Annotated in this window: 21 protein-coding genes and 1 tRNA gene; 12 read left to right on the top strand and 10 right to left on the bottom strand. The window is 71.2% G+C overall.

Going from position 1 to position 22,758, the window contains the following annotated elements; genetic code table 11:
• Positions 1 to 3 precede the first annotated feature (3 nt).
• Positions 4 to 639: a flavin reductase family protein gene (locus E8M80_RS02485; protein ID WP_137124058.1), complete on the bottom strand. Its 636-nt coding sequence runs from the start codon at positions 637 to 639 to the stop codon at positions 4 to 6.
• A gap of 16 nt (positions 640 to 655) precedes the next feature.
• Positions 656 to 1,633, bottom strand: a complete 978-nt coding sequence (locus tag E8M80_RS02480; protein WP_137124057.1) for a D-glycerate dehydrogenase — start codon at positions 1,631 to 1,633, stop codon at positions 656 to 658.
• Positions 1,634 to 1,758: 125 nt separating this feature from the next.
• On the opposite strand from E8M80_RS02480, the gene E8M80_RS02475 reads away from it, so the two are divergent.
• The 4 genes from E8M80_RS02475 to E8M80_RS02460 all read left to right on the top strand — a co-directional run bounded on the left by E8M80_RS02475 (position 1,759) and on the right by E8M80_RS02460 (position 7,701).
• Positions 1,759 to 2,550 (top strand): SDR family oxidoreductase, encoded by a 792-nt coding sequence (locus tag E8M80_RS02475; RefSeq protein ID WP_137124056.1) that lies wholly within the window; start codon positions 1,759 to 1,761, stop codon positions 2,548 to 2,550.
• A gap of 86 nt (positions 2,551 to 2,636) precedes the next feature.
• On the top strand, positions 2,637 to 3,902 hold the full coding sequence (locus E8M80_RS02470; RefSeq protein ID WP_137124055.1) for a hydantoinase/carbamoylase family amidase: 1,266 nt from the start codon (positions 2,637 to 2,639) through the stop codon (positions 3,900 to 3,902).
• Positions 3,899 to 6,031, top strand: a complete 2,133-nt coding sequence (locus E8M80_RS02465) for a hydantoinase/oxoprolinase family protein (RefSeq protein WP_137124054.1) — start codon at positions 3,899 to 3,901, stop codon at positions 6,029 to 6,031. The genes E8M80_RS02470 and E8M80_RS02465 overlap by 4 nt, the downstream gene beginning before the upstream one ends.
• Positions 6,031 to 7,701, top strand: a complete 1,671-nt coding sequence (locus tag E8M80_RS02460) for a hydantoinase B/oxoprolinase family protein (RefSeq protein WP_137124053.1) — start codon at positions 6,031 to 6,033, stop codon at positions 7,699 to 7,701. Before E8M80_RS02465 ends, E8M80_RS02460 begins: the two co-directional genes overlap by 1 nt.
• A gap of 134 nt (positions 7,702 to 7,835) precedes the next feature.
• Here E8M80_RS02460 and motA read toward each other — a convergent pair whose 3' ends face one another.
• Both motA and E8M80_RS02450 read right to left on the bottom strand, forming a co-directional pair.
• Complete coding sequence (gene motA, locus E8M80_RS02455; protein ID WP_137124052.1) at positions 7,836 to 8,702, bottom strand: flagellar motor stator protein MotA; 867 nt, start codon at positions 8,700 to 8,702, stop codon at positions 7,836 to 7,838.
• Positions 8,699 to 9,748 carry a flagellar motor protein MotB gene (locus tag E8M80_RS02450; RefSeq protein ID WP_137124051.1) on the bottom strand — a complete coding sequence of 350 codons (1,050 nt, stop codon included), beginning with the start codon at positions 9,746 to 9,748 and terminating at the stop codon, positions 8,699 to 8,701. Before E8M80_RS02450 ends, motA begins: the two co-directional genes overlap by 4 nt.
• A gap of 96 nt (positions 9,749 to 9,844) precedes the next feature.
• On the opposite strand from E8M80_RS02450, the gene E8M80_RS02445 reads away from it, so the two are divergent.
• Positions 9,845 to 10,723: an N-formylglutamate amidohydrolase gene (locus E8M80_RS02445; protein WP_137124050.1), complete on the top strand. Its 879-nt coding sequence runs from the start codon at positions 9,845 to 9,847 to the stop codon at positions 10,721 to 10,723.
• A 314-nt stretch (positions 10,724 to 11,037) separates the two neighbouring features.
• A complete protein-coding gene (locus E8M80_RS02440) occupies positions 11,038 to 11,931 on the top strand; it encodes a lytic transglycosylase domain-containing protein (RefSeq protein ID WP_170979154.1) in 894 nt (297 codons plus the stop codon).
• Here E8M80_RS02440 and E8M80_RS02435 read toward each other — a convergent pair.
• The 3 genes from E8M80_RS02435 to E8M80_RS02425 are packed head-to-tail and all read right to left on the bottom strand — an operon-like array spanning position 11,928 to position 15,061.
• Complete coding sequence (locus E8M80_RS02435; protein ID WP_137124048.1) at positions 11,928 to 13,058, bottom strand: CaiB/BaiF CoA-transferase family protein; 1,131 nt, start codon at positions 13,056 to 13,058, stop codon at positions 11,928 to 11,930. The genes E8M80_RS02440 and E8M80_RS02435 overlap by 4 nt on opposite strands.
• A gap of 4 nt (positions 13,059 to 13,062) precedes the next feature.
• Entirely contained in the window at positions 13,063 to 13,899 is an 837-nt protein-coding gene (locus E8M80_RS02430) for an HAD family hydrolase (protein WP_137124047.1), read from the bottom strand.
• Between the two features lies 1 nt (position 13,900).
• The gene (locus tag E8M80_RS02425) at positions 13,901 to 15,061 is read right to left on the bottom strand and encodes an acyl-CoA dehydrogenase family protein (RefSeq protein ID WP_206035546.1); all 1,161 of its coding nucleotides are present in this window, start codon (positions 15,059 to 15,061) and stop codon (positions 13,901 to 13,903) included.
• Between the two features lie 209 nt (positions 15,062 to 15,270).
• Between E8M80_RS02425 and E8M80_RS02420 the strand changes: the two genes are divergently transcribed.
• From E8M80_RS02420 to E8M80_RS02400, 5 genes are all read left to right on the top strand, one after another.
• Positions 15,271 to 15,576, top strand: coding sequence for a hypothetical protein (locus tag E8M80_RS02420; RefSeq protein ID WP_137124045.1), 306 nt, complete (start codon positions 15,271 to 15,273; stop codon positions 15,574 to 15,576).
• A gap of 79 nt (positions 15,577 to 15,655) precedes the next feature.
• Positions 15,656 to 16,624 carry a D-2-hydroxyacid dehydrogenase gene (locus E8M80_RS02415; protein ID WP_137124044.1) on the top strand — a complete coding sequence of 323 codons (969 nt, stop codon included), beginning with the start codon at positions 15,656 to 15,658 and terminating at the stop codon, positions 16,622 to 16,624.
• 13 nt (positions 16,625 to 16,637) lie between these two features.
• Positions 16,638 to 18,026, top strand: a complete 1,389-nt coding sequence (locus E8M80_RS02410) for a M20 family metallopeptidase (protein WP_137124043.1) — start codon at positions 16,638 to 16,640, stop codon at positions 18,024 to 18,026.
• A gap of 118 nt (positions 18,027 to 18,144) precedes the next feature.
• On the top strand, positions 18,145 to 18,801 hold the full coding sequence (locus E8M80_RS02405; protein ID WP_137124042.1) for an EF-hand domain-containing protein: 657 nt from the start codon (positions 18,145 to 18,147) through the stop codon (positions 18,799 to 18,801).
• A gap of 112 nt (positions 18,802 to 18,913) precedes the next feature.
• Positions 18,914 to 20,080, top strand: a complete 1,167-nt coding sequence (locus tag E8M80_RS02400) for an acyl-CoA dehydrogenase family protein (RefSeq protein WP_137124041.1) — start codon at positions 18,914 to 18,916, stop codon at positions 20,078 to 20,080.
• An 18-nt stretch (positions 20,081 to 20,098) separates the two neighbouring features.
• On the opposite strand, the gene E8M80_RS02395 is transcribed toward E8M80_RS02400, so the two are convergent.
• Together E8M80_RS02395 and E8M80_RS02390 are read right to left on the bottom strand one after the other, a co-directional pair.
• A complete protein-coding gene (locus tag E8M80_RS02395) occupies positions 20,099 to 20,995 on the bottom strand; it encodes a hypothetical protein (RefSeq protein ID WP_137124040.1) in 897 nt (298 codons plus the stop codon).
• A 179-nt stretch (positions 20,996 to 21,174) separates the two neighbouring features.
• Positions 21,175 to 21,249: transfer RNA gene (locus E8M80_RS02390), tRNA-Val, on the bottom strand.
• Positions 21,250 to 21,333: 84 nt separating this feature from the next.
• On the opposite strand from E8M80_RS02390, the gene E8M80_RS02385 reads away from it, so the two are divergent.
• On the top strand, positions 21,334 to 22,107 hold the full coding sequence (locus E8M80_RS02385) for a DUF3108 domain-containing protein (protein ID WP_137124039.1): 774 nt from the start codon (positions 21,334 to 21,336) through the stop codon (positions 22,105 to 22,107).
• On the opposite strand, the gene gph is transcribed toward E8M80_RS02385, so the two are convergent.
• Positions 22,096 to 22,743, bottom strand: a complete 648-nt coding sequence (gene gph, locus E8M80_RS02380) for a phosphoglycolate phosphatase (protein WP_137124038.1) — start codon at positions 22,741 to 22,743, stop codon at positions 22,096 to 22,098. The genes E8M80_RS02385 and gph overlap by 12 nt on opposite strands.
• Positions 22,744 to 22,758: the final 15 nt, after the last annotated feature.

Genomic DNA, 22,758 nt, shown 5'->3' with positions numbered 1-22,758 from the left:
GGCTCAGCCCTTCCGGCTGGCCTCCCATTCCGCGACCGTGATGCGCGGGATCTCGATGCGGTCCGTGGTGCGGGCGTACCAGCCGCGGCCGTGCATGCGGCCGACGAGTTCGAGCTTCGGCGTGTCGACGTAGAACTTCGCGGCATCCAGCACGCAATCGTCGCGCACGTACTGCGCCACCACGCGGCCCAGCACGATGGTGTGCCGGCCGGCGGGGACGAACTGGAAGATCTCGCATTCCAGCGCGACCGGGCTTTCCGCGATGCGCGGGACCTTGATCTTGAGCGACGGCGCGGTGGTGAGGCCCGCGGCCTCGATCTCGCTGACGCCGGGGGGGAAGTCGGCGGCGGTGATGTTCATCGCCTCCGCATTTCCGGCCGAGACCAGGTTCACGACGAACTGCCCCGTTGCCTCGATGTTGGCGAGCGTGTCCTTCATCGCCCCCGGCGCGCGCGGGCCGCAGCCGATGCCGACCACGACGGGGTTATCGGAAAAGGCGTTGAAGAAGGAATAGGGCGCGGCGTTCACCCGGCCCTCCCGGTCCTGGCTGACCACCCAGGCGACCGGGCGCGGCACGACCGAGGCGACGACCAGCTTGTAGGCCTGGTCGAAGGGGATCTGCGTGAAGTCGAAATGCATCGGTGCGGTCCTTGCGTCAGGCGGCGCGGTGGGGCGGGTTCTGGCCGTGGATCAGCAGCGCCTCCAGGTTCTCGATGCAGCGGGCGCCCATGGCGTCACGCGTCTCGATGGTGGCGGAGCCGAGATGCGGCAGCAGCGCCACGTTCTCGAGCGCGAAATAGCCGGGGTGGACCTTCGGCTCCCCGTCATAGACGTCGAGCCCGGCGGCGCGGATGTGGCCGGAGGCAAGTGCCGCGACCAGCGCCTCGTCGTCGACCGAGGGGCCGCGGCCGGTGTTCACCACCAGCGCGCCGCGCTTCATCTTCGCGAGCCGCGCGGCGTTCAGCCACTTGCGCGTGCCCTCGCCGCCCGGAACATGCATCGAGATGACGTCGATGGCCGGCAGGAAGCTGTCCTCGGTCGCGTGGAAGGTGGCGCCCTGTTCGAGCTCCGGCGGCAGGCGCTGCACGTCGTGGTAGTGGATGTTCATCTGCATCCCGCGCGCCATGGCGGCGAGTTCGCGCCCGATCCGCCCGAAGCCGAGCACGCCGAGGGTCTTGCCCTGCAGCGTCACGCCCATGAGCTGCGTCGGCGCCCAGCCGTCCCACTTGCCGGCGCGGACCATGCGCTCCCCTTCCCCGGCGCGCCGCGCGGCCATCAGCATGAGCGTGAAGGCGCATTCGGCGGTGGCGAAGGACAGCACCTCCGGCGTGTGGGTCACCGCGATGCCGCGCGCCTTGGCCGCGTCGAGCGCGATGTGGTCGGTGCCGACGCTGAAGGTGGTGACGATCTTCACGCTGTCCGGCAGGGCGGCGATGGTCGTCGCGGTCATGGGGTCGCCGGCGGCGCAGAGCACACCGGCGGCGCCGGCTTCCGTCGCGCGGCGGGCGATCTCGGCGCCGTCGCGGAACCAGGGCTCGTCAGCGCTGTTCAGCCGTGCGTCGAACAGGGCGGCGAGCCGCGCCTCGACGCCGTCGGGCAGCCTGCGCGTGACGAGGATGACGGGCTTGGCCATGGAACGCTTCCTGCATGCAACGGTTGGATCGTGCCGCGCATAGCGCGCCCCGCCCCGTCTTGCCAGGGGGCGGGGGAGGGGGCAGGGTCCGCGCGGTTCCACGGCATCGCACAGGGAATGGGCAGATGGATCTCGGTCTGAAGGGCAAGCGCGCACTGGTCATGGGCGGGGCGAAGGGCCTCGGGCGCTCGATCGCGGATGCGCTGGCGGCCGAGGGCGCGGTGCTGACGATCAGCGGCCGCGACCAGGCGGCGCTGGAAGCGGCCGCGGCGGACCTCAAGGGCCTCGGCGCACAGGGCGTGGTGACGGTCGTGGCCGACGTCTCCTCCGGCGCGGACATGGACATGCTGGCCGATACCGCCACGAAGGCGATGGGCGGCGTCGACATCCTGGTGCTGAACCACGGCGGCCCGCCGGTCTGCACCGCCTCCGAGATGAAGGAGGAGGACCTCACCAAGTGGTTCCAGAACATCGTCGTCTCGCCGATCCGCATCACCATGCGGCTGATGCCGGCGATGCGCGCGCAGAAGTGGGGCCGCGTGATCGTGGTGGGGTCGTCGGGCATGCAGCACCCGATCCCGACGCTGGCGCTGTCGAACACGCTGCGCGCCTCGATCTGGGCCTGGCTCAAGACGCTCTCGGGCGAGGTCGCGGCGGATGGCGTGACGATGAACGTGCTCGCGCCCGGCTCGATCCTGACCGACCGCATCAGCCAGACCGCCGCGGTGCGCGCCAAGAAGTCCGGCCTGTCGCTCGATGAGGAAATCGCGCGCGCGGGCAAGGAAGTGCCGGCCGGGCGCATCGGCCAGGCGTCGGAATACGGGCCGATGGGCGCCTTCCTCGCGGGCGAGACGGGATCCTACATCACCGGGTCGATGATCCGCGTGGATGGCGGGCGCGTCCGCAGCATGCTCTGACATGCATCCGATGACTGCAGGGCGGAGGCGCCCTGGCGCCGAGCACCCGGAGGTCTGAATCGGATGCGTGGAAGAAAGGACGAACGATGCTGCCGAATCTGACGCCGGATGTGGACCTCGCCGCCGAATTGTTCGCTGGCCTGCGCGCCGGCAGCACGGATGGGGAAGGCGTGACGCGCGAGGCCTACGGCCCCGGCGAACGCATGGCCCATGCGCTGGTGCGCGCGGCCGCCGACCGCATCGGGCTGGAAAGCACGGTCGATGTCGCGGGCAACCTCTACATGACGCTGCCCGGCGCGGACCGGGCGGCGAAGCGCGTCATCCTCGGCAGCCATCTCGACAGCGTGCGGCAGGGCGGCAACTACGACGGCGCGGCAGGCGTGCTGGCCGGCATGGCCGCCGTGGCGGGGATGAAGCGCGCGGGCTTCGTGCCCGGGCGCGACATCACCGTCATGGCGATCCGGGCGGAGGAGGCGGGGGCCTGGTTCCCCGTGTCCTATCCGGGGTCGCGCATGGCGCTCGGCCTGTTCAAGGCGGATGGGCTGGAGATCCGGCGGCAGGACAGCGGGCGCATGCTGGCCGACCACATGCGGGACGAAGGCTTCGACCCCGACGCCGTGGCGCGGGGCGAGCACGCGATCGGCCCGCACAACGTGGCTGCCTATCTCGAACTGCACATCGAGCAGGGGCCGGTGCTGGACGCGGAGAGGATCCCTGTCGGCATCGTCACCGGCATTCCCGGCAGCCGGCGGCTGCGCCAGGCGCGCGTGGTGGGCGAATACAACCATTCCGGCGGCACGCCGCGGAAGTACCGGCGCGATGCCGCCGCCGCGCTGGCCGAACTCGCGCACCGCATGGACGAGGAATGGGTGCGGCTCGAGACCATGGGACATGTGCTGGTCTGCACCTTCTGCACCATGGCGACGACCGAGGAGGCCGGCTTCACCAAGATCGCCGGCGAGGCGACATTCCAGCTGGACGTGCGCAGCGTCAGCCCGCACGCCTGCGACATGATGTTCGAGGCGCTGCACCGCTTCATGACCGAGATCGAGGCGCGCCGCGGCGTGCGCTTCGAGCGCGGCCCCGAGACCGGCAGCCGCGCGAGCCCGATGGATGCCGCGGTGCGCGAGGGCCTGGCACGCGCTGCGCGGGACCTCGGCATTCCCTGTCGCGAGATGGCCTCCGGCGGCGGCCATGACGCGGCCGCCTTCGCGGAGGCGAGAATTCCGGCCGGCATGCTGTTCGTGCGCAACCAGAACGGCAGCCACAATCCGAAGGAAGACATGCGTATGGAAGACTTCGCGGCGGCCTCGGCCGTGGTGCAGCGCTGGGCGGCGGAGGCCGGCCTGTGAGTGCGTCCGATGATCGGAGCGCCGAAGGGCGCGGAGGTCCGGATCGGCCGCACCAGACGAACGCAAGGCTCGCCGTCGACATCGGCGGCACCTTCACCGACCTCGCCATCGAGAAGGGCGACCAGCGCTGGACCACCAAGGTCCTGACCACCCCCGCCGCGCCCGAGAAGGGCGTGCTGGAGGGCGTGACCCAGGTGCTGGCCAAGGCCGGCATGGCGCCGGCGGATCTCTCGCTCGTCATCCACGGCACGACGCTCGCGACCAACGCGATCATCGAGCGCAAGGGGGCGAAGACCGCGCTGCTGACGACCGAGGGCTTCCGCGACGTGCTCGCGCTGGCCAACGAGGCCCGCTACGACCAGTACGACCTCAACATCGACCTGCCGCAGCCGCTGGTGCGCCGGCGCTGGCGCGTGGCGGTGCCCGAGCGGCTCGACAACACCGGCCAGGTGCTGGTGCCGCTGGACGAGGCCGCTGTGCGGGCGCAGGTGGAATTCCTGAAGGGGGAGGGGATCGAGAGCCTCGCCATCGGCTTCCTCCATGCCTTCGTGAACCCGGCGCATGAACGCCGCGCGGCCGAGATCGTGCGCGAGATGTGGCCGGGCCTGCCGGTCTCGCTGTCGAGCGACGTGTCGCCCGAGATGCGGGAATGGGAGCGGTTCTCGACCACCGTCGCCAATGCCTATGTCCAGCCGCTCATGGCGACCTATCTCGGTCGGCTCGAGACCGGGCTGCGCGCGGCGGGCGTGGCCTGCCCGCTGTTCCTGATGCTGTCGGGCGGCGGGCTCACCACCATCGAGACCGCGTCGCGCTTCCCGATCCGCCTGGTGGAATCCGGGCCGGCGGGCGGCGCCATCTTCTCGGCGTATGTTGCGAAGCAGCGAGGTTTCTCCAAGGTGCTGTCCTTCGACATGGGCGGCACCACGGCGAAGATCTGCCTGATCGACGGCTACCGCCCGCAGGCTTCGCGCACCTTCGAGGTGGCGCGCGTGGGCCGGTTCAAGCGCGGCTCCGGCCTGCCGCTCCGCATCCCGGTGATCGAGATGGTGGAGATCGGCGCCGGCGGCGGCTCCATCGCCCAGGTGGACAGCATGGGGCGCATCCAGGTGGGGCCGGAATCGGCCGGCGCCGATCCTGGCCCGGCCTGCTACGGTCGCGGCGGCACGCATCCGGCAGTGACGGATGCGAACCTCGCACTCGGCCGCTACGAGCCGTCGCTGTTCGCCGGCGGGTCGCTGCCGCTGAAGCCTGAGTTGTCGCGCGCGGCGCTGGCCGAGCATGTCGGCGGCAGGCTCGGGCTGTCGGGCGATATGGCCGGACTCGGCGTGGTCGAGATGGTGGACGAGAACATGGCGAACGCCGCCCGCGTCCACGCGATCGAGAGCGGCAAGGGCTATGAGGGCCGCATCGTCATCGCCTTCGGTGGCGGCGGGCCCGTGCATGGCTATCGCGTGGCAGAGAAGATCGGCGTGAAGCGGATGCTGGTGCCGTCCGGTGCCGGCGTGGGGTCCGCCATCGGCTTCCTGCGCGCGCCGGTGGCGTATGAGGTGGTGAAGTCGCTCTACCAGCGCTTCGGCACCTTCGACCTCAAGGCGGTGAACGGGCTGCTGGCGTCGATGTCGGCGGAGGCGACGAAGGTCGTCTCGGAAGGCGCCTTCGGCGCGCCGGTCGAGGAGACCCGCATCGCCTACATGCGCTACGTCGGCCAGGGACACGAGATCTCGGTTCCGCTGCCGCCGCGCGCGCTGACCGAGCACGACGTGGCCGAGATCCGCGCGCTGTACGACCGCGAATACACGCGCTTCTATGACCGCCCGGTGCCGGGATCGGATGTCGAGATCCTGTCCTTCGCGGTGACGGTCCGGACCGTGGAGGCGCATGTGGAGCCGGTTGCCCCCGTGGCCGACACGCCTGCGCCGAAGCCGAGCCGCACCCAGATGGTGCGCGACACGGCGACGGGCGAGGTGACGGAATGGCCCGTCTTTGATCGTGACCACATGAACCCGGGTGCCACCATCCCCGGCCCCGCCATCGTGGCGGAAGCCGAGACGAGCACGCTGGTGGGGCCGGGCTGGACCTGCCGGATGGATGGGCTCGGATATCTCGACCTGGTGCAGGAGGCCGCGTGATGAGCAAGGAAACCGGAGCCCTCGCGCAGATCCAGCGCCAGATCCAGTGGAACCGCCTGATCGCGGTGGTCGAGGAACAGGCGCAGACCATGATCCGCACCGCCTTCAGCACCACGGTGCGCGAAGCGGGCGACCTGTCCGCCGGCATCTTCGACCTCGAAGGCCGGATGCTGGCGCAGGCCGTGACCGGCACGCCCGGCCACGTGAACTCCATGGCGGAATCGGTCGCGCACTTCCTGGCCAAGTTCCCGGCCGACACGATGCAGCCGGGCGACCACTACATCACCAACGACCCCTGGCTCGCGACCGGCCACCTGCACGACCTGACGGTGGTCACGCCGGCCTTCCGGCGCGGCAGGATCGTGGGTCTGTTCGCGAACACCGCGCACATCATCGACATCGGCGGCCTTGGCATGGGGCCGGAGGGGCGGAGCGTCTTCGAGGAAGGCCTCTATATCCCGATCGTGAAGTGCTTCGACCGCAACGTCCCGAACGAGACCTTCTTCGACTTCATCCGCGTGGGCTCCCGCACGCCGGTCGAACTGGAAGGCGACATCTATTCGCTTTGCGCCTGCAACGACGCGGGGGCGAAGCGGCTCGTCGAGATGATGGACGAGTTCGCGATGGAGACCCTCGACGACCTCGCGCACTACATCTTCGAGGCGAGCACGCGCGCCACGCTGGCCGAGATCGCGAAGCTGCCGCGCGGCACCTTCAGCGGGCAGATCCGGTCGGACGGCTACGAGGCGCCGGTCACGCTCAAGGCCGCCATGACCATCCACGACGACCGCATCGTGGTGGACTACGCGGGCACGAGCGGGCTTTCGAGCCGCGGCATCAACGTGCCCCCCGCCTATTGCCGCGCCTATTCCTGCTTCGGCATCAAGGTCGTGGTCGCGCCGGAAGTGCCGAACAACTGGGCGAGCCTCGCCCCGTTCCAGATGGACATCCCGGAAGGCTGCATCCTCAACGCGCCGCGGCCCTATCCGGTGTCCGTGCGCCATGTCGTCGGCCAGTTGCTGCCGGATCTGATGATGGGCTGCCTGCACCAAGCGGTGCCGGGGCGGGTGAACGCGGAGGGCTCCTCGGCGCTGTGGAACCCTCCGCTGCGGGGTGGCAGCCAGGTCTCGGGCCAGGCGGCCGAGACCGAGGATTTCGAAATCATCACCTTCAATTCGGGCGGCACCGGCGCCCGGCCGGGGAAGGACGGGCTGGACGGCACGGCCTTCCCGTCCGGCGTGCGCACCATGCCGGTGGAGGCGACCGAGAACGTGGCGCCGGTGATCTTCTGGCAGAAGCAGCTCCGCCCCGATTCCGCGGGCGCCGGGCGCACGCGCGGCGGCTTCGGCCAGGTGATGGAGATCGGCGCCAAGGGCGACGCCGAATTCGCCGTCAACGCCATCTTCGACCGCGTGGCGAACCCGCCCAAGGGCCGCGACGGCGGCGGGGAGGGCGCGGCCGGCTGGGTCGGGATGAACGACGCCAACGGCACCGTGCTGCGCACCAAGGGCTTCCAGATCATCCCGAAGGGAAGGCGCCTGCTGCTGAAGCTGCCGGGCGGCGGCGGCATGGGGGACCCGAAGGATCGCGACCCCGCGCTGGTGCAGCGGGATGTCGAGGACGGGCTGGTGAGCGCCGAGGCGGCGCGGACGATCTATGGGGTGAAGTAGCAAGGGGGGAGAAGGGAACTTCTCCCCCCTGACCCCCCTCAACCTTCTTTGGGATTTGGCGCCCGCCCGTCCAGGACGGGCACCAAGTGACACAGAAGGGAGGGGGCTCGGGGGAGGTTCTCCTCCCCCCACCTTCACCCGATGACCAGGTCCTGCAGCGACTGCTCGAGTTCCTGGAAGCTCGGCATGTAGCCGGTCGGCACCAGCTTGCGTCCCGTCTCGACGGCCACCTGCGGGGCGTTGCCGTGCAGGTGGGCCACGATCACGGCCTTGATCACGTCGTAGTAGCGCGCTTCCTCGTCCACCACGCCCTTCAGCCGCGTGGCCATGGGCCCCACGATGCCATAGGCCAGGAACACGCCGAGGAAGGTGCCGACCAGCGCGCCGCCGATCATCTTGCCGAGCACCGCCGGCGGCTGGTCGATGGATGCCATGGTCTTGATGACGCCGAGCACGGCGGCCACGATGCCGAGCGCGGGCAGCGCATCCGCCACGCTCTGCAGCGCGTGGGAGGCGTGCATCTCCTCCTCCTTCACCTTCTTGAGTTCGCGGCCCATCACGTCCTCGATCTGGTGCGGGTCGTCGGCGTTCATGCCGACCATGCGGAGGTAGTCGCAGATCATCATCACCGCGTGGCGGTCGGCGGCGATCCGCGGGAACTTCTGGAAGGCGGCGCTGTCCTCGGGCTTCTCGATATGCGGCTCGAGCGCCATCGGCCCCTTGGTCTGCGCGAGCCGCACGAGGAAATAGAGCAGCGACAGGATGTCCGTGTAGTCCTGCTTGTGGAAGCGCCCGCCCTTGAGCACCTTCCCGAGGCCGCCCAGCGTGTGCTTGACGTCGTGCATCGAGTTCGACGCCAGGAAGGCGCCGACGGCCGCGCCGCCGATCATCATCATCTCGAAGGGCAGGGCCTTGATGATGATGTCGAACTTGCCCCCGGCCAGCATGTAGCCGCCGAACACCATGACAAGCAGAACGACGGTGCCGAGGATCGTGGTCATCGGCCCGCTTCCTCCCGCACCTGGCGGATCAGGGTGATGGAGACGCGCCGGTTGGCCGCGGCGGCGGGGTCGTCGGGCAGCAGGGGCTCGCGGTCGGCGCGGCCGGCGACGCTGCGGATCCGCGCCTCGGGCAGGCCGGCCTCGAGCAGCAGGCGGCGGGTCGTGTTCGCGCGCTCGGCCGAGAGGTCCCAGTTGCTGCGCCCGGCGCCGCCGCGGAAGGGCGTGCTGTCGGTATGCCCCTCGATCGCGACCGGGTTGGGCAGGCGCATCGCCGCCTGCGCGACGCGGCCGAGCAGCGCGCGCGCGCGGTCGTTGGGCGCCGCACCGCCGAGGGCGAACATCGGCTGGCCCTCCGCGTCCACGAGCTGGATGCGCAGCCCCTCGGGCGTCTGCTCGACCAGCAACTGCCGCGCGAGGTCGGCCAGCGCGGGGTCGGCGGCGATGGTCTCGCGGATCTGTTCGGCGGCGCGCTCGAAGGCCTCGCGTTCGCGGTGGGCGAGTTCGCGGCGGAGCTCGGCCTCCCCCAGCGCCTCGGGCGCGGGCTCGGGCGCGGGCGTCTCGGCCGGGCCGCCGCGCGGGCGCTCGGGGCCCTGGGCCGCGCCGGGCGGGCTGGCGGCGACGAGGCGGGGGTCCTCGGCCTCCTCGGGGCCCTCGGGGCCCTCGCGCCGGGGCATCGGGCGGGCGGCGACCGCGCTGTCATCCTCCTCGATGTCCATGACGATCGGCAGGCGGCCCTGCTGGAGGGTGATGGCGCCGCTGGTGGAGGTCTGGTTGCCGTCGTCGTTCGGGGTCTGGCCGCCGAAGGGCTGGCCGGAGCCCGACACCGAGCGCGCCAGCAGGTTGGTCGGCGCGAAATAGTCGGCAAGGCCGCGGCGCTGTTCCTCGGTCGTGGCGTTGAGCAGCCACATCAGGAGGAAGAAGGCCATCATGGCGGTGACGAAGTCGGCATAGGCGACCTTCCACGCGCCGCCATGGTGGCCGTGCTCGCCGCCTTCCTCTCGCCGGATGACGATGGTCGTGCCACCGTCCTTGCCCTTGCCCGCCATCCTTCGCCAGATGCCGCAGGCCTGCTGACTATTTCGCTAACCGCGCCGTGCGGCGCCGCGTGACACGGGCCGGGGGCTATGGTTTCGTCGCCGGCGATGGACCTGCCCGCCGCCAGCCTCGCCGTCCCCGGCGCGACCGCGCCCCTGACCGTCCGCCGCCCGGCGCGGCAGGGCGTGCCGATCGTCTTCGCCTCCCCCCATTCGGGGCAGGAGTATCCGGCGGAACTGCTGGCCGAGGCGCGGCTGGCGCCGCTCGCGCTCCGGCGCAGCGAGGACGGCTTCGTCGACGAATTGTTCGCCTCCGTCCCGGACCACGGCGCGCCGCTGATCGCGGCCACCTTCCCGCGCGTCTGGTGCGACGTGAACCGGGAAGCCTGGGAACTCGACCCGGGCATGTTCGACGGCCCTCTGCCGCCCTGGGTCAACACGACCAGCCCGCGCGTCGGCGCCGGGCTCGGCACCATCCCGCGCGTCGTCGCGACGGGGGAGACGGTCTACGGGCGCCGCCTGGCCTTCGCCGAGGCCGAGGCCCGCATCCGCGCCTGCTGGGAGCCCTACCACGCCGCGCTGGCGGGGCTGATCGCGGAAACCCGCGCGCGCTTCGGCGCCTGCCTGCTGGTCGACTGCCATTCCATGCCGTCGCACCCGGCGCATGCCGCGAACCCGCCCGACATGGTGCTGGGCGATGCCCACGGGACGTCCTGCGCACCGCGCGCGACCCGCCTGGCCGAGGAGGCGCTGGTCGGCCTCGGCTACCGGGTGCGGCGCAACGACCCCTATGCCGGGGGCTACGTCACGCGCCATTACGGCCGCCCGCGGGACGGGGTGCATGCGCTGCAGATCGAGATCGCCCGCGCGCTGTACATGGACGAGGGGCGGATCGAGCGCGGCGCCGGCTTCAACCGCTTCGCGGCCGACATGCAGCGCCTGGTGGCGCGGCTCTGCGCGACCGACTGGTCCTTCCTGCGGGCTTGATGCGGCGCAGCATGATGCTGCGCAGGCGTCTCATGCGCGGCGCCGGCGTCGGAAAAAAGAAAGGCGGTGCCCGAGGGCACCGCCAAGTTTAGGGAGGAAACGTCCAAGAAAGACAGCGGAAGACAAGGTCTTGCCGCCGTCCTGGCCTAGATAGGATGGTTGTGGAGGCCTCGCAAGAGTCTTTTTGCGGTGCAGCATAAATGCGGCGCCGCAGCATGATGGCGCATGTTTCTTGCGCCGGATGGCCGCCGCGTGCAGCGTAACGGTCGTGGGCTCGCCTCGACCACGGCATGCGGCTTGCCCAGACCGGATCGATGCGCGCTCCGATCCGTTTCCTCCTGCAGGTGCTGGCAGCGTCGCTGCCCGGGCTCGGCCTTGCGTCGGCGCCGGCGGCGGCCGACCCCGCCCATCTCTGCCGGGCCGCCATCGCGGTGGCCGAGCGCGAATTCGCCATCCCGCCCGGCCTCCTGCAGGCGATCGGGCGCGTCGAATCCGGCCGGCGCGACCCGGCGACCGGCCGATTCGCCCCCTGGCCCTGGACGATCAACGCCGAGGGCCGCGGCATGTATTTCCCGACGCGGGAGGCAGCGATTGCCGAGGTGCGGCAACTCCAGGCCGGGGGCATGCGTTCGATCGACATCGGCTGCATGCAGGTGAACCTGCGCCATCATCCGGAGGCCTTCGCGAGCCTGGAGCAGGCCTTCGACCCGCTGGCCAATGCGCGCTACGCCGCGCGCTTCCTGACCGAGTTGCAGGCGGCGCGGCAGGATTGGACGCGATCCGCCGGCCACTACCATTCCCAGACGCCCGACCGGGCCGACGGCTATCGCGCCCGCGTCATGGCGGCCTGGGCCGAGGAGCAGGCGCGCCCCGGTGGTGACCCGGCAGCCGAGGCCATGGCGCTGGCCGCGCTGGCCGGCCAGCGTGGCGCGGCGGCGCTGGCGAATGGCGCCGATCGCGCGCGCGTGCTGCCGATGCCCGAAGGTGGCCGTGGCCGTGGCCTCGATGCCTATCGCTCGGCGCCGATCATGGTGGTGGGCCGCCCCGTGGCGCCGCCGACCGTGGCGCGCCAGGCCCCCGTCGTGACCGGCCGCCCCAGCCCGCTGGCGTTCTTCCGCACCCCCGTTGAACCCATTTCCGCGGGTCCAGGGGACCGTCGTCCCCTGGTGGGGGGAGCCAGAGGGGGGCGAAGCCCCTCTCGCCCCTAGGCCGCGAATTCCGCCCGGATCGCCGCCGAATGCTCGCCCAGCGCCGGCACCGACCCGAAGGGCCTGGTGCCGTCCGACAGCCGCGCCGGCGGCAGCGCGACCATCACCGGTCCGCGCTCGGTCTCGACCGGTGCGCGCTTGAGCACCGGGTGGTCGCGCAGGCCGCCGCAATCGTTGACGAAGCCGTAGGCGGTGTTGGCGCCGCGGAGCTTGGCCGCGCATTCGTCCCGCGTCAGGGTCGCGAACATCGCCTGGATGTGGGCATCGACCGTCGGCCGGTGCGCGACGCGGTCGTTGTTGACCGTGAAGCCCGGCTTTCGGGGCAGGTCGGGCTCGTCCAGGAACCGCGCGCAGAAGGTCGCCCATTCGCGTTCGTTCTGGATGGCGATGAGCACGTCGTGCCCGTCCTTGGTCTGGAAGGCGCCGTAGGGGCAGATGGAGGGGTGCGCGAGGCCGATGCGCGGCGGGTTCCTCCCGGTGCCCTCGAACTGCAGCAGCGGCACCGTCATCCAGTCCGCCATGCCGTCGAACAGGCTGACCGCGATGCCCTTCCCCTGGCCGGTGATGCCGCGGCTGAGCAGCGCCTCCAGCACGGCGGAATAGGCGTGCATGCCGCAGGCGATGTCGCAGGCCGAGACGCCGACGCGCCCGGGCCCTTCGGCGCGGCCCGTGACGAAGGCGAGGCCGCTCTCGGCCTGCACCAGCAGGTCGTAGGCCTTCATCGTCGCGTAGTCGCCTTCCTCCCCGTAGCCGGAGATGTCGACCGTGATCAGGCGCGGGTGCCGCGCGCGCAGCTCGGCGCTGCCGAAGCCCGCGCGCCGCATGGCGCCCGGGGCGAGGTTCTGGATGAACACATCGGCCTTCGCGATCAGGCGCTCGAGCAGCGCCTTGTCCTCGGGGGCCTTGATGTCGAGGCAGATGCTTTCCTTGCCGCGGTTCAGCCAGACGAAATAGGAGGAGAGGCCGTTCGCGACCGTGTCGTATCCGCGGGCGAAGTCGCCCTCGGGCCGCTCGATCTTGATGACGCGCGCGCCGGCGTCGGCCAGGCGCGACGCGCAATAGGGCGCGGCCACGGCCTGGTCCATCGAGACGACGAGAAGCCCTTCCAGGGGGCGGGATCCGCTCATGCGTTCAGGTCTCCGGCAAGGTGCGCGTGATGGCCGCGCGCGCGGCGAGAAGGTCGAGGATGGCGAGGACGCGGCCTTCGAGCTCGGCGCCCGGGCGGTAGTCGGCCGGGACCGCGCAATGGACGCGGCCTTCGTCGATCAGGCGGCGCGTGCGCGCGGCGCGCGTCGCATCGCCCGCGGGATGGACGGCGATGGCGTGCCCGCCCTGTTCCTTCACCAGGCGGAAGCAGGGGATGTCGGTGTCGCCGTCGCCCACGAAGATGATGTTGGCGAAGGGCACGCGCCGGTCCTCGGGCGGGCGGTAGGCATTGACCGCCGTGTTGTCCGCGAGGTCGAGCGCATCCTTGTTGATGCGGAAAAGATACTGCGTCTTGGTCGTGTAGTTCACCGCGATGGCCGGCGCGATCGCGGCGCCGGACGCGTTGTAGAGGAAGCCCGAGGCGAAGACGGCGCGGAAATGCGGGCGGATCACCGTACCCTCGACCAGCTCGCGCAGGCCGGAGGAGATCACGTAGTGCTCGACCGCCAGCCCGCGCGCGGCGGCCGCCGCGTCGATCCTGTCGAACCAGGTCTCGACGCCCGGGAACAGCGTGATGCCGGCGCCGTGCCGCGCCCAGTCCTCCCGTCGCATGGGGATGTCCGCGGCGGCGGCCTCGACCAGCATGCGGTGCATGTAGGTCAGGATCGGGTCGCCCTGCTGTTCCTCGGCCAGCTGGTTCGACCGCGCCCAGAAGGCGGCAGGGTCGAGGCCGAGCTTCGGCAGGAACACGTGCTCCTGCATGTTGCCCGGCGCCAGCGTACCGTCGAAGTCGTAGGCGATGGCGACCGGCAGCCCGGCCATGTCAGTAGCTCCGCGGCATCCCCAGCACGTGCTCGCCGATGTAGGACAGCACGAGGTTCGTGCTGATCGGCGCCACCTGATAGAGCCGCGCCTCGCGGAACTTGCGCTCGACGTCGTATTCCTCGGCGAAGCCGAAGCCGCCATGGGTCTGCACGCAGGCTTCCGCCGCCGCCCAGGCCGCATCGGCACCGAGCATCTTGCCCATGTTGGCTTCCTCGCCGCAGGGCAGCCCGGCCTCGAACTTCTGCAGGCCCTTCTGGATCAGGGCTTCGGCCGCGCGCATCTGGGCATAGGCCTTGGCGATCGGGAACTGCACGCCCTGGTTCTGGCCGATCGGGCGGCCGAACAGCACGCGCTGCTTGGAATACTCGACCGACTTCTGGATGAACCACTTGGCGTCGCCGATGGATTCGCTCGCGATCAGCAGCCGCTCGGCGTTCATGCCATCCAGGATGTAGCGGAAGCCCTTGCCTTCGACGCCGACCAGGTTCTCGGCCGGCACCTCCATGTTGTCGAAGAAGACCTCGCAGGAATTGTGATTCATCATCGTGCGGATCGGGCGGATGGTCAGCCCGTTGCCGAGCGTCGCCTTCATGTCGACGATGAAGGTGGACAGGCCTTCGGTGCGCTTGGCCACCTGGTCCTTGGGCGTCGTGCGCGCCAGCAGCAGCATCAGGTCGGAATGCTCGGCGCGCGAGGTCCAGATCTTCTGGCCGTTGACGATGTACTTGTCGCCTTCCTTCTTCGCGAAGGTGCGGAGCGAGGTCGTGTCGGTGCCGCTGGTCGGCTCGGTCACGCCGAAGGCCTGCAGCCGCAGCTCACCGGTCGCGATCCCGGGCAGGTACTTGGCCTTCTGCTCGGCGCTGCCGTGCTTCAGGATCGTGCCCATGATGTACATCTGGGCGTGGCAGGCGGCGGCGTTGCAGCCGCTCGCGTGGATTTCCTCGAGGATCGCCGCGGCGGCCGAGAGCGGCAGGCCCGAGCCGCCGTATTCCTCGGGGATCAGCGCGCCGAGCCAGCCGGCCTCGGTCAGCGCGGTGACGAACTCGGTCGGATAGCCGCGCCGCGCGTCGAGTTCCCGCCAGTATTCGCCGGGGAAGCGCGCGCAGAGCTTGCGCACCTCCTCGCGGATCTCGGCGTGGCCATCCTGGGGCATCTGCATGTCCATAGGTCTTCTCCCGTCGCGCCTTGGATTAGGCGCGGCCCGCGAGGCTGGCAAGGCAGCCGGGTGCCGGTGGCAGCGGGCACCGGGGGTTGGCGAAGGGCGGCTGGGCGGCGGGACCGCGATGCGTTCCCCGTCGCGATGCGTGCTTGCCGGAGGCGGCACGAAGGTGTTAACGAATCTAAACCATGGGTAGAATTATCATCATCTTGATCGCGCTTATCGTGCCGGGCGTGGCGCTGGGTCAGGCCGCGACGGTCGTGGTGCCGGCGGGCTCGGCGGTCGTCATCGGGCCGCGCGGCCAGGCCCAGCCGCGGCCAAGCCTCGCGCCGGCGACGCGGACGCAGCGCCGCGCCGTGATGGTCTCCCGCTCGACCGGGGAGACGCTGGCGGGCCCGACCGCCGCCGCGGCCGTCGGGCTCGCGGGCGCCGCGGCCATCGCGGTGCTGCTGGGCGCGGGCGGCGGCGGCGGGTCCGGCGGGTCGGCTGCCGCGGCGCCGTCGCGCACGCGATAGGGCCGCCCACGGCCCCTTGCGCCGGCGCCGCCCCGGGGTCACGGTCGCGCGCGACCACCGACCGGGAGAGCCCACCGACATGCTGCCGCCGCGCGACCGACTGAAGATCTGCTTCGCCCATGTCGCCTACCGCTTCGCCGACCGCTTCGCGCCGCGGAACACCGGCATCGACTTCGTCGAGGTGCGCGACCGCGCGGCGCTCGATGCCGCCATCGGCGATTGCGACGTGCTGGTCTGCTCCGGCCTCTGGCGCAACGACCTGCCGGCCATCGCGCCGCGCCTGAAATTCGTCCAGTCGGCCTCAGCTGGCACCGACCAGTACGACCGTGACGTCTTCCGCGCGCATGGCATGCGCCTGGCCAGCGGGCAGGGCGTGAACGCCAATGCGGTGTCCGAGCACGCCATAGCGCTGATGCTGGCGCTGCTCAGGCGCATCCCCGAGGCGCGCGACAACCAGGCCAGGCGCGTCTGGCGCGGCATGATGGGCGACTTCGCGAAGCGCGAGGACGAGGCCGGCGGCAAGACCGCCGTCGTGGTGGGCCTGGGCCGCATCGGCGGGCGCATCGCGCGCCTGTGCAAGGCGCTCGGCATGAACGTCGTCGGCGTGCGCCAGAACGTCGCCGGCGGCGCCGAGGGCGCGGACGAGGTGCACTCCTTCCGCGACCTCGCCACCCTGCTGCCGCGCGCGGATTTCCTCATCCTGGCCTGCCCGCTGACGGACGAGACGCGCAACCTGGTCGATGCCGCGGCGCTGGCGCTGCTGAAGCCGACCGCGCAGGTCGTCAACGTCGCGCGCGGGCGCGTGGTGGACGAGGCGGCGATCACCGCCGCGCTGCAGGCGGGCCGCATCGCCGGCGCCGCGCTCGACGTGACGGCGGAGGAACCACTGCCGGAGGCGAGCCCGCTCTGGGCCATGCCGAACGTGCTGATCACGCCGCACACGGGCGGCGAGACCCACATGTACGAGGACAACGTGCTCGACTTCATGATGGAGAACATCGGCCGCCTGCAGCGCGGCGAGGCCGCCCTCGTGAACCAGATCGTCTGAGAGGCGTCGCATCATGGCCACCCGCGAAGGCGCGCTTGCCCGCGCCGCATCCTTCTTCGACGGCGGCGGCTTCAAGGCGCTGCTGACGGACCTCGTCGCCATCCCCTCCACCGCGCAGGAGGAAGGGCGGGAAGCGGATCTCGACCGCTACCTGAACGGCGCCATCCGGCCGTGGCTGGAACGCCTCGGCTTCGCCGTGCAGGTGCGCCCGAACCCGCTGGAGGGCTTCGGCCCGATCCTGACCGGCATCCGCGTGGAGGACCCCGCGCGCCCGACCGTGCTGCTCTACGGGCATGGCGACACGGTGCGGGGCCTCGAGGACCAGTGGCGCGATGGCCTGGAGCCCTGGCGTCTGATCGAGGAGGACGGCCGCTGGTACGGCCGCGGCACCGCCGACAACAAGGGCCAGCACGCGCTCAACATCGCCGCGCTGGAGGCGGTCTTGGCGGAGCGCGGCGGCAGCCTCGGCTTCAACGTCAAGATCGTGCTCGAGATGGCCGAGGAGCGCGGCTCCAAGGGCCTGCGCGAATTCGTGGCCGCGCATGCCGGTGAACTGGCGGCCGACGTGCTGATCGCCTCCGACGGACCGCGCGTCGAGCCCGCCATCCCGACCATCGCCACCGGCACGCGCGGCACCTTCCATTTCGACCTGGTGCTGAAGCTCCGCCCGGGCGGCGTGCATTCCGGCCATTGGGGCGGGCTGACGCGCGACCCGGCCATCCTGCTGGCGCATGCGCTGACGACCATGATGGACCGCGACGGCCGCGTGCTGGTGCGCGGCATCCTGCCGCCGTCCCTGCCCAATTCGGTGCGCGCCGTGCTGGACGGCTGCCCCGTCGGCGGCGGTGACGGCGCGGCCACGATCGACGCGGGCTGGGGCGAGCCGGGCCTCTCCAGCGCCGAGAAGATCTACGGCTGGAACAGCCTCATCGTGCTGGCGATGATCTCCGGCCGGCCGGAGAACCCGGTGAACGCCGTCGCGCCCGATGCGCGGGCGCATTGTCAGGTGCGCTACACGGTCGACAGCGACCCGGCCACCTTCGCGCAGGCGGTGCGCGACCACATGGACGCGCACGGCTTCCAGGAGATCGCGGTCGAGAACGCCTTCGTGCGCATGCCGGCGTCGCGCACCGATCCCGACCACCCCTGGGTGCGCTGGGCGCAGGGGAGCATGGCCGCCTCGCTCGGCAAGAAGGTCCAGATCATCCCGAACTCCTCGGGTGGCCTGCCAGGTGACGTGTTCGTCGACCACCTGCATGTCCCGCTGGTCTGGGTCCCGCATTCCTACAATGGCTGCAAGCAGCACGGGCCGGACGAGCACTTCCTGATCGCGCCGGCAAGGGAAGGGATCCTCGCCTTCGCCGGGATGTGGTGGGACCTTGGAGAAGGCGGCACCCCATAATATAATTGGAGTGTTACGTTTCCTCACCCCTTCGCCGCCCGGGGGCAATGGCCCTGTTACAATCGGAGCGCAGTCTTCCTGAAGCGGCAGAGGGCCGCAGTACGGAAGGACCTAGACGATGCGCAAGACGACGATCGCGGCATTGGCACTGGCGTTGACGGCCGGCGGCGTGGGCCTCGCGGTGGCCCAGCCGGGGCCGATGATGGGCCAGGGCGGTGGTCCGGGCCCCATGATGGGGCAGGGCCCGGGCGGCGGTCCCGGCATGCAGCGCGGCGAGCGTGGCTACGGGTACCACCATGGCCACGGCCGCCAGGACGGCCACGGCGGCGGCGGCTTCGCGATGGGCGAGGCCTTCGCCCGCGCCGATGCCAACAACGACGGCCGCGTGACGCGCGAGGAAGCCATGACCTGGCTCCAGGGGCGCTTCACCGAGATGGACGCCAACCGCGACGGCGGCGTGACCATCGAGGAGATGCGCGCCTACTACGAGTCCCGCCGGCCCGAAGGCCGTCGTGGCCCGCCCGAGGGGCGCGGCGCACGCATGCAGGAACGCGGCGCGGCGATGTTCCGCTTCATCGACGCCAACCTCGACGGCCGCGTGACCTTCGACGAACTGCGCCCGATGGCCGAGGCCGCCTTCCGCGCCGCCGACCGCGATTCCGACGGCGCGCTCGCGCGGGATGAGCTGCGCCGCCGCGGCGGCGACGGCCCCCGCGGGCCGCGCGGCCCGGGCATGCCCGGCCAGCCGGGCGCGCCGGCGCAGCCCTCCCGCTGACGGACGGGCCGGACGCCGCCGCATCCCTGCGGCGGCGTCCGCGCATTGACCGCCCGCCCCGCCGCCCGCAGGTTCCCGCGGAGCCGATGCCAACGCGGGGAAGGGAGCCAGGGTGGTCTATTCGCTGACGGACGACCAGGAGGCGCTGCGCGCGCAGATCCTGCGCCTCTGCGCGCGCTTCGATGACGCCTATTGGCTTGCGCGCGACCGCGACGGCGTCTTTCCGCACGAGTTCCACGCGGCCATGGCCGAGGGCGGCTGGCTCGGCATCGCCATGCCCGAGGACTACGGCGGCGCCGGCCTCGGCATGCAAGAAGCGACCGTGATGATGCGCGCGGTCGCCGAGAGCGGTGCCTGCATGACCGGCGCCTCGGCCATCCACATGAACATCTTCGGGCTCAACCCCGTCGTGGTCTTCGGCACCGAGGCGCAGAAGCGGCGCTTCCTTCCCCCCCTGATCGCGGGGCGGGAGAAGGCCTGCTTCGGCGTGACCGAGCCCAATGCCGGCCTCAACACGACCGAGCTCAAGACCCGCGCCGAGAAGCGCGGCGACCGCTACGTCGTGACCGGGCAGAAGATCTGGATCTCGACCGCGCAGGTCGCCGACCGGATCCTGCTGCTGGCGCGCACCACGCCGCTCGACCAGGTGAAGCGCAAGACCGACGGGCTGTCGCTGTTCTACACCGCGCTCGACCGCACGAAGGTGGAGGTGCGGCTGATCGAGAAGATGGGCCGCCACGCCGTCGATTCGAACATGCTGTTCTTCGACGGCTACGAGATTCCGGCGGAAGACCGGATCGGCGAGGAAGGGCAGGGCTTCCGCATGATCCTGCACGGGATGAACCCCGAGCGGATGCTGATCGCGGCCGAGGCGGTCGGCATCGGCCACGCGGCGCTGCGCCGGGCCTCGGACTATGCGAGGCAGCGCGAGGTCTTCGGCCGCCCGATCGGCCAGAACCAGGCGATCCAGCATCCGCTGGCGCGCTGCTGGGCGCATCTGGAGGCCGCCTGGCTGATGACCATGAAGGCGGCGTCGCTGTACGATGCTGGGCAGGAATGCGGCGCGGAATCCAACGCCGCGAAGTACCTGGCCGGGGAGGCGGGCTTCACCGCCGCCGAGACCGCGGTGATGACCCATGGCGGCATGGGCTATGCGCAGGAATACCACGTGGAGCGGTACCTCCGCGAAAGCCTGATCCCGCGGATCGCGCCGGTCAGCCGGGAGCTGATCCTGAGCCACCTCGCCGAGCGTGTCCTCGGCCTGCCGAAATCCTACTGAGCGGCGCCGGCGCGTCTCCTACTTCCGCTCGATCCTGACCGCGAGCCCGCAATGGTCCGTGACCGTCGTGGCGCCGGAGGACTGCGAGATGTAGACAGGCCCGGCGATCAGCCGCACCAGGTCGGACCGGTAGACGGCGATGTCGTACATCTTGGTCCCGGTGCTGTTCGTGCCGCCTTCCTGCACATTGTAGTTGTCGAACTTGTCGATGCCCGACTGGCCGCTCGCGTTCACGTAGGCGCTGGTGTTGAAGGCCGCGTTGAGCGCCTGCGCGCTGAAGCCGAAGCTCGGCTGGTTGGTGTCGCCGATGAAGAGGTCGATGGTCTTGCCCCGCTCGCCGAGCGACTGGGCGACGTTGCGGTAGAATTGCTGCGTATCGGGCGCCTTCGCCGCGACCTTGTTCGGCACATGGACGAATACGACCGTCATCGCGCCGATGGTGTAGGCCACGTAGCCTTCGCCCTGCTTGATGGCGCCGATGTTCGACGCGACGGGGTTCTGGCTGATCGCGGTGAAGGACTGGCAGGCCTTCTTGGCCGGATGCGGCGTGATCGTGATGTTCGAGCCGCCCAGCAGGTTGCCGTAGTCCGGGTCAGACGCGTCGAACTCGCCCACCACCATGATGTCGGGCATCGCGCCGATGGCGCGGAAGAAGTTCTGGAAGGCGAGGGAGACCTGCGCGCCGAAGGCCCCCACGCTCTGCGGGCCGGCCAGGGTCTCGATCGGCCGGAGATGCGCCGGCCCCTCGTAGGCGTCCTGCAGGTTCTGCGGATTGTGCGGCAGCACCAGCGCCTGGTGGCCCTTGCCCGTCGCGTGCGCGTTGGTGTCGCGGGTGAAGCCCTGGTTCGCAATCGACGCCAGCCCGTGGGCCGAGCTCGAATTCGCGTTGAACGACTGGTACGCAATGGTCGGCATGGGCGTCCCCCGCGTGCGCGACGGATGTCGTCCGGTCCTCGTGTCGCGTCGTCGCGGCCGCGGCGGGGGCGATCATGGCGAAGCGATCGCGCGGCGTCGATAGGACTCGCGTGGCCCGCATGCGTGATTGCAGCGGCGAAAGCGACTATGGGAAACGGAGCGGCCGCGGGAAGCCTGGATGGTGGGCGCGACAGGGATTGAACCTGTGACCCTTCGCGTGTGAAGCGAATGCTCTACCGCTGAGCTACGCGCCCGACCAGGGCCGCGGAGATAGAGGCGCCGGCCCGCCAGTGTCAAGCCGCCCTTGCCCCGGCCGTGGCGCGCGCCATCTGCACGTCATGCTCGTGCGTCTCCTCATGGCCGCCCTGGCGGCGATCGGCGTTGCGGCGCCTTTGCACGCGGCGCCGGTCGAGGCCGAATACGTGGTGATCCAGTCCGGCTTCCAAGTGATGGAGGTGCGGATCATGCTCGATGTCGCCGACGGGCGCTATCGCATCCAGACCGTGTCCCGCCCGCGGGGCGTCGGGCGCCTTTTCCTGCCACAGCAGTCGTTGGCGGAAGCCGAGGGCGGGCTGGTCGGCCCCGAGATCCACCCCGCGCGCTACCGTACCGAAAGCGACTGGCGCGGCGTGCCACGGCGCACCCTGCTGGAATTCGAGGGCCGCACGCCGCGCCTGGCCGTGCTGGAGCCGCCCGAAGGACCGGACCGCATCCCCGTCCGGCCGGAGGAGGCCGAGGGCGCGCTCGACACGCTCTCGGCGCTGCTCAGGCTGTCCCGCCACGCCGCCGCGACCGCCGGCTGCGACCTCGAAGGGGCGGTGTTCGACGGCAGGCGGCGCCTCGCCTGGTCGTCGCGGACCCTCGGCACGGTGCGCCCGCCGATGCGGAGCTTCTCGGGCCGGGCGCTGCATTGCGCGCTGGAAAGCCGGCTCGTCGGCGGCTTCCGGCGGACCGACGATCCCGCCCAGGCGGGCCGGCCCCGCCAGGCCGAGGCGTGGCTCGGCGTCGTCGGGCCCGGGCAGCCGCCCCTGCCGCTGCGGGTCGAACTGCCCTCGACCTTCCTCGGTGCCTTCCGGCTGGACCTGGTCCGCGCCGGGCCGTCAGGGCCGTAGCGCGGCGACCAGCGCGGGCAGGTCGGACGGCCGCGCGGCCACCGTCGCGCCATCGGCCATCTCGGGCGGCCCGTAGCCCCAGGCGGCGAAGATGCAGGGGACGCCCGCCCCCGCGGCGGCCAGCACGTCGTTGCGGTGGTCGCCGATCATGACCGCGGTCGCGGGCTCGCCCCCGGCGGCGGCGAGCGTCGCGCGCAGATGCGCGGGGTCGGGCTTGCGCACGGGGAAGGAATCGCCGCCCCCGATCGCGGCGAACCGGCCGCCGAGGCCGAGGGAGGCCAGCAGCCCCCGCGCCGGGCCCTCGGGCTTGTTGGTGCAGACCGCGAGCCGCCAGCCCGCGGCCTCGAGCGCGGCCAGGACCTCGGCGATGCCGTCGAAGGGCGCCGTCAGCCGGGCGGCGCTGATGTCCTCGTCGGCCACGAACTCGGCCAGCGCGCTTTCGTCGAAGCCCCGGCCGCGGCCGGCGAGGGCGCGTTCGACCAGCACCTTCGCGCCGTCGCCGATCATCGCCTGCACCGCCGGCAGGTCGTAGGGATCGAGGCCGCGCCGCGCCAGGACGCGGTTCATCGCGGCGTGGATGTCGGGCGCGCTGTGCACCAGCGTGCCGTCGAGGTCGAAGACTGCAACCTTGGTCATGGCGCAGGGGTTAGG

The organism is Roseomonas sp. HF4 (genome assembly GCF_005222755.1).
Classification (GTDB): Bacteria; Pseudomonadota; Alphaproteobacteria; order Acetobacterales; family Acetobacteraceae; genus Neoroseomonas.
The sequence above is the reverse complement of the archived record's forward strand: the minus strand, read 5'-3'. Positions and strand labels throughout refer to the sequence as shown.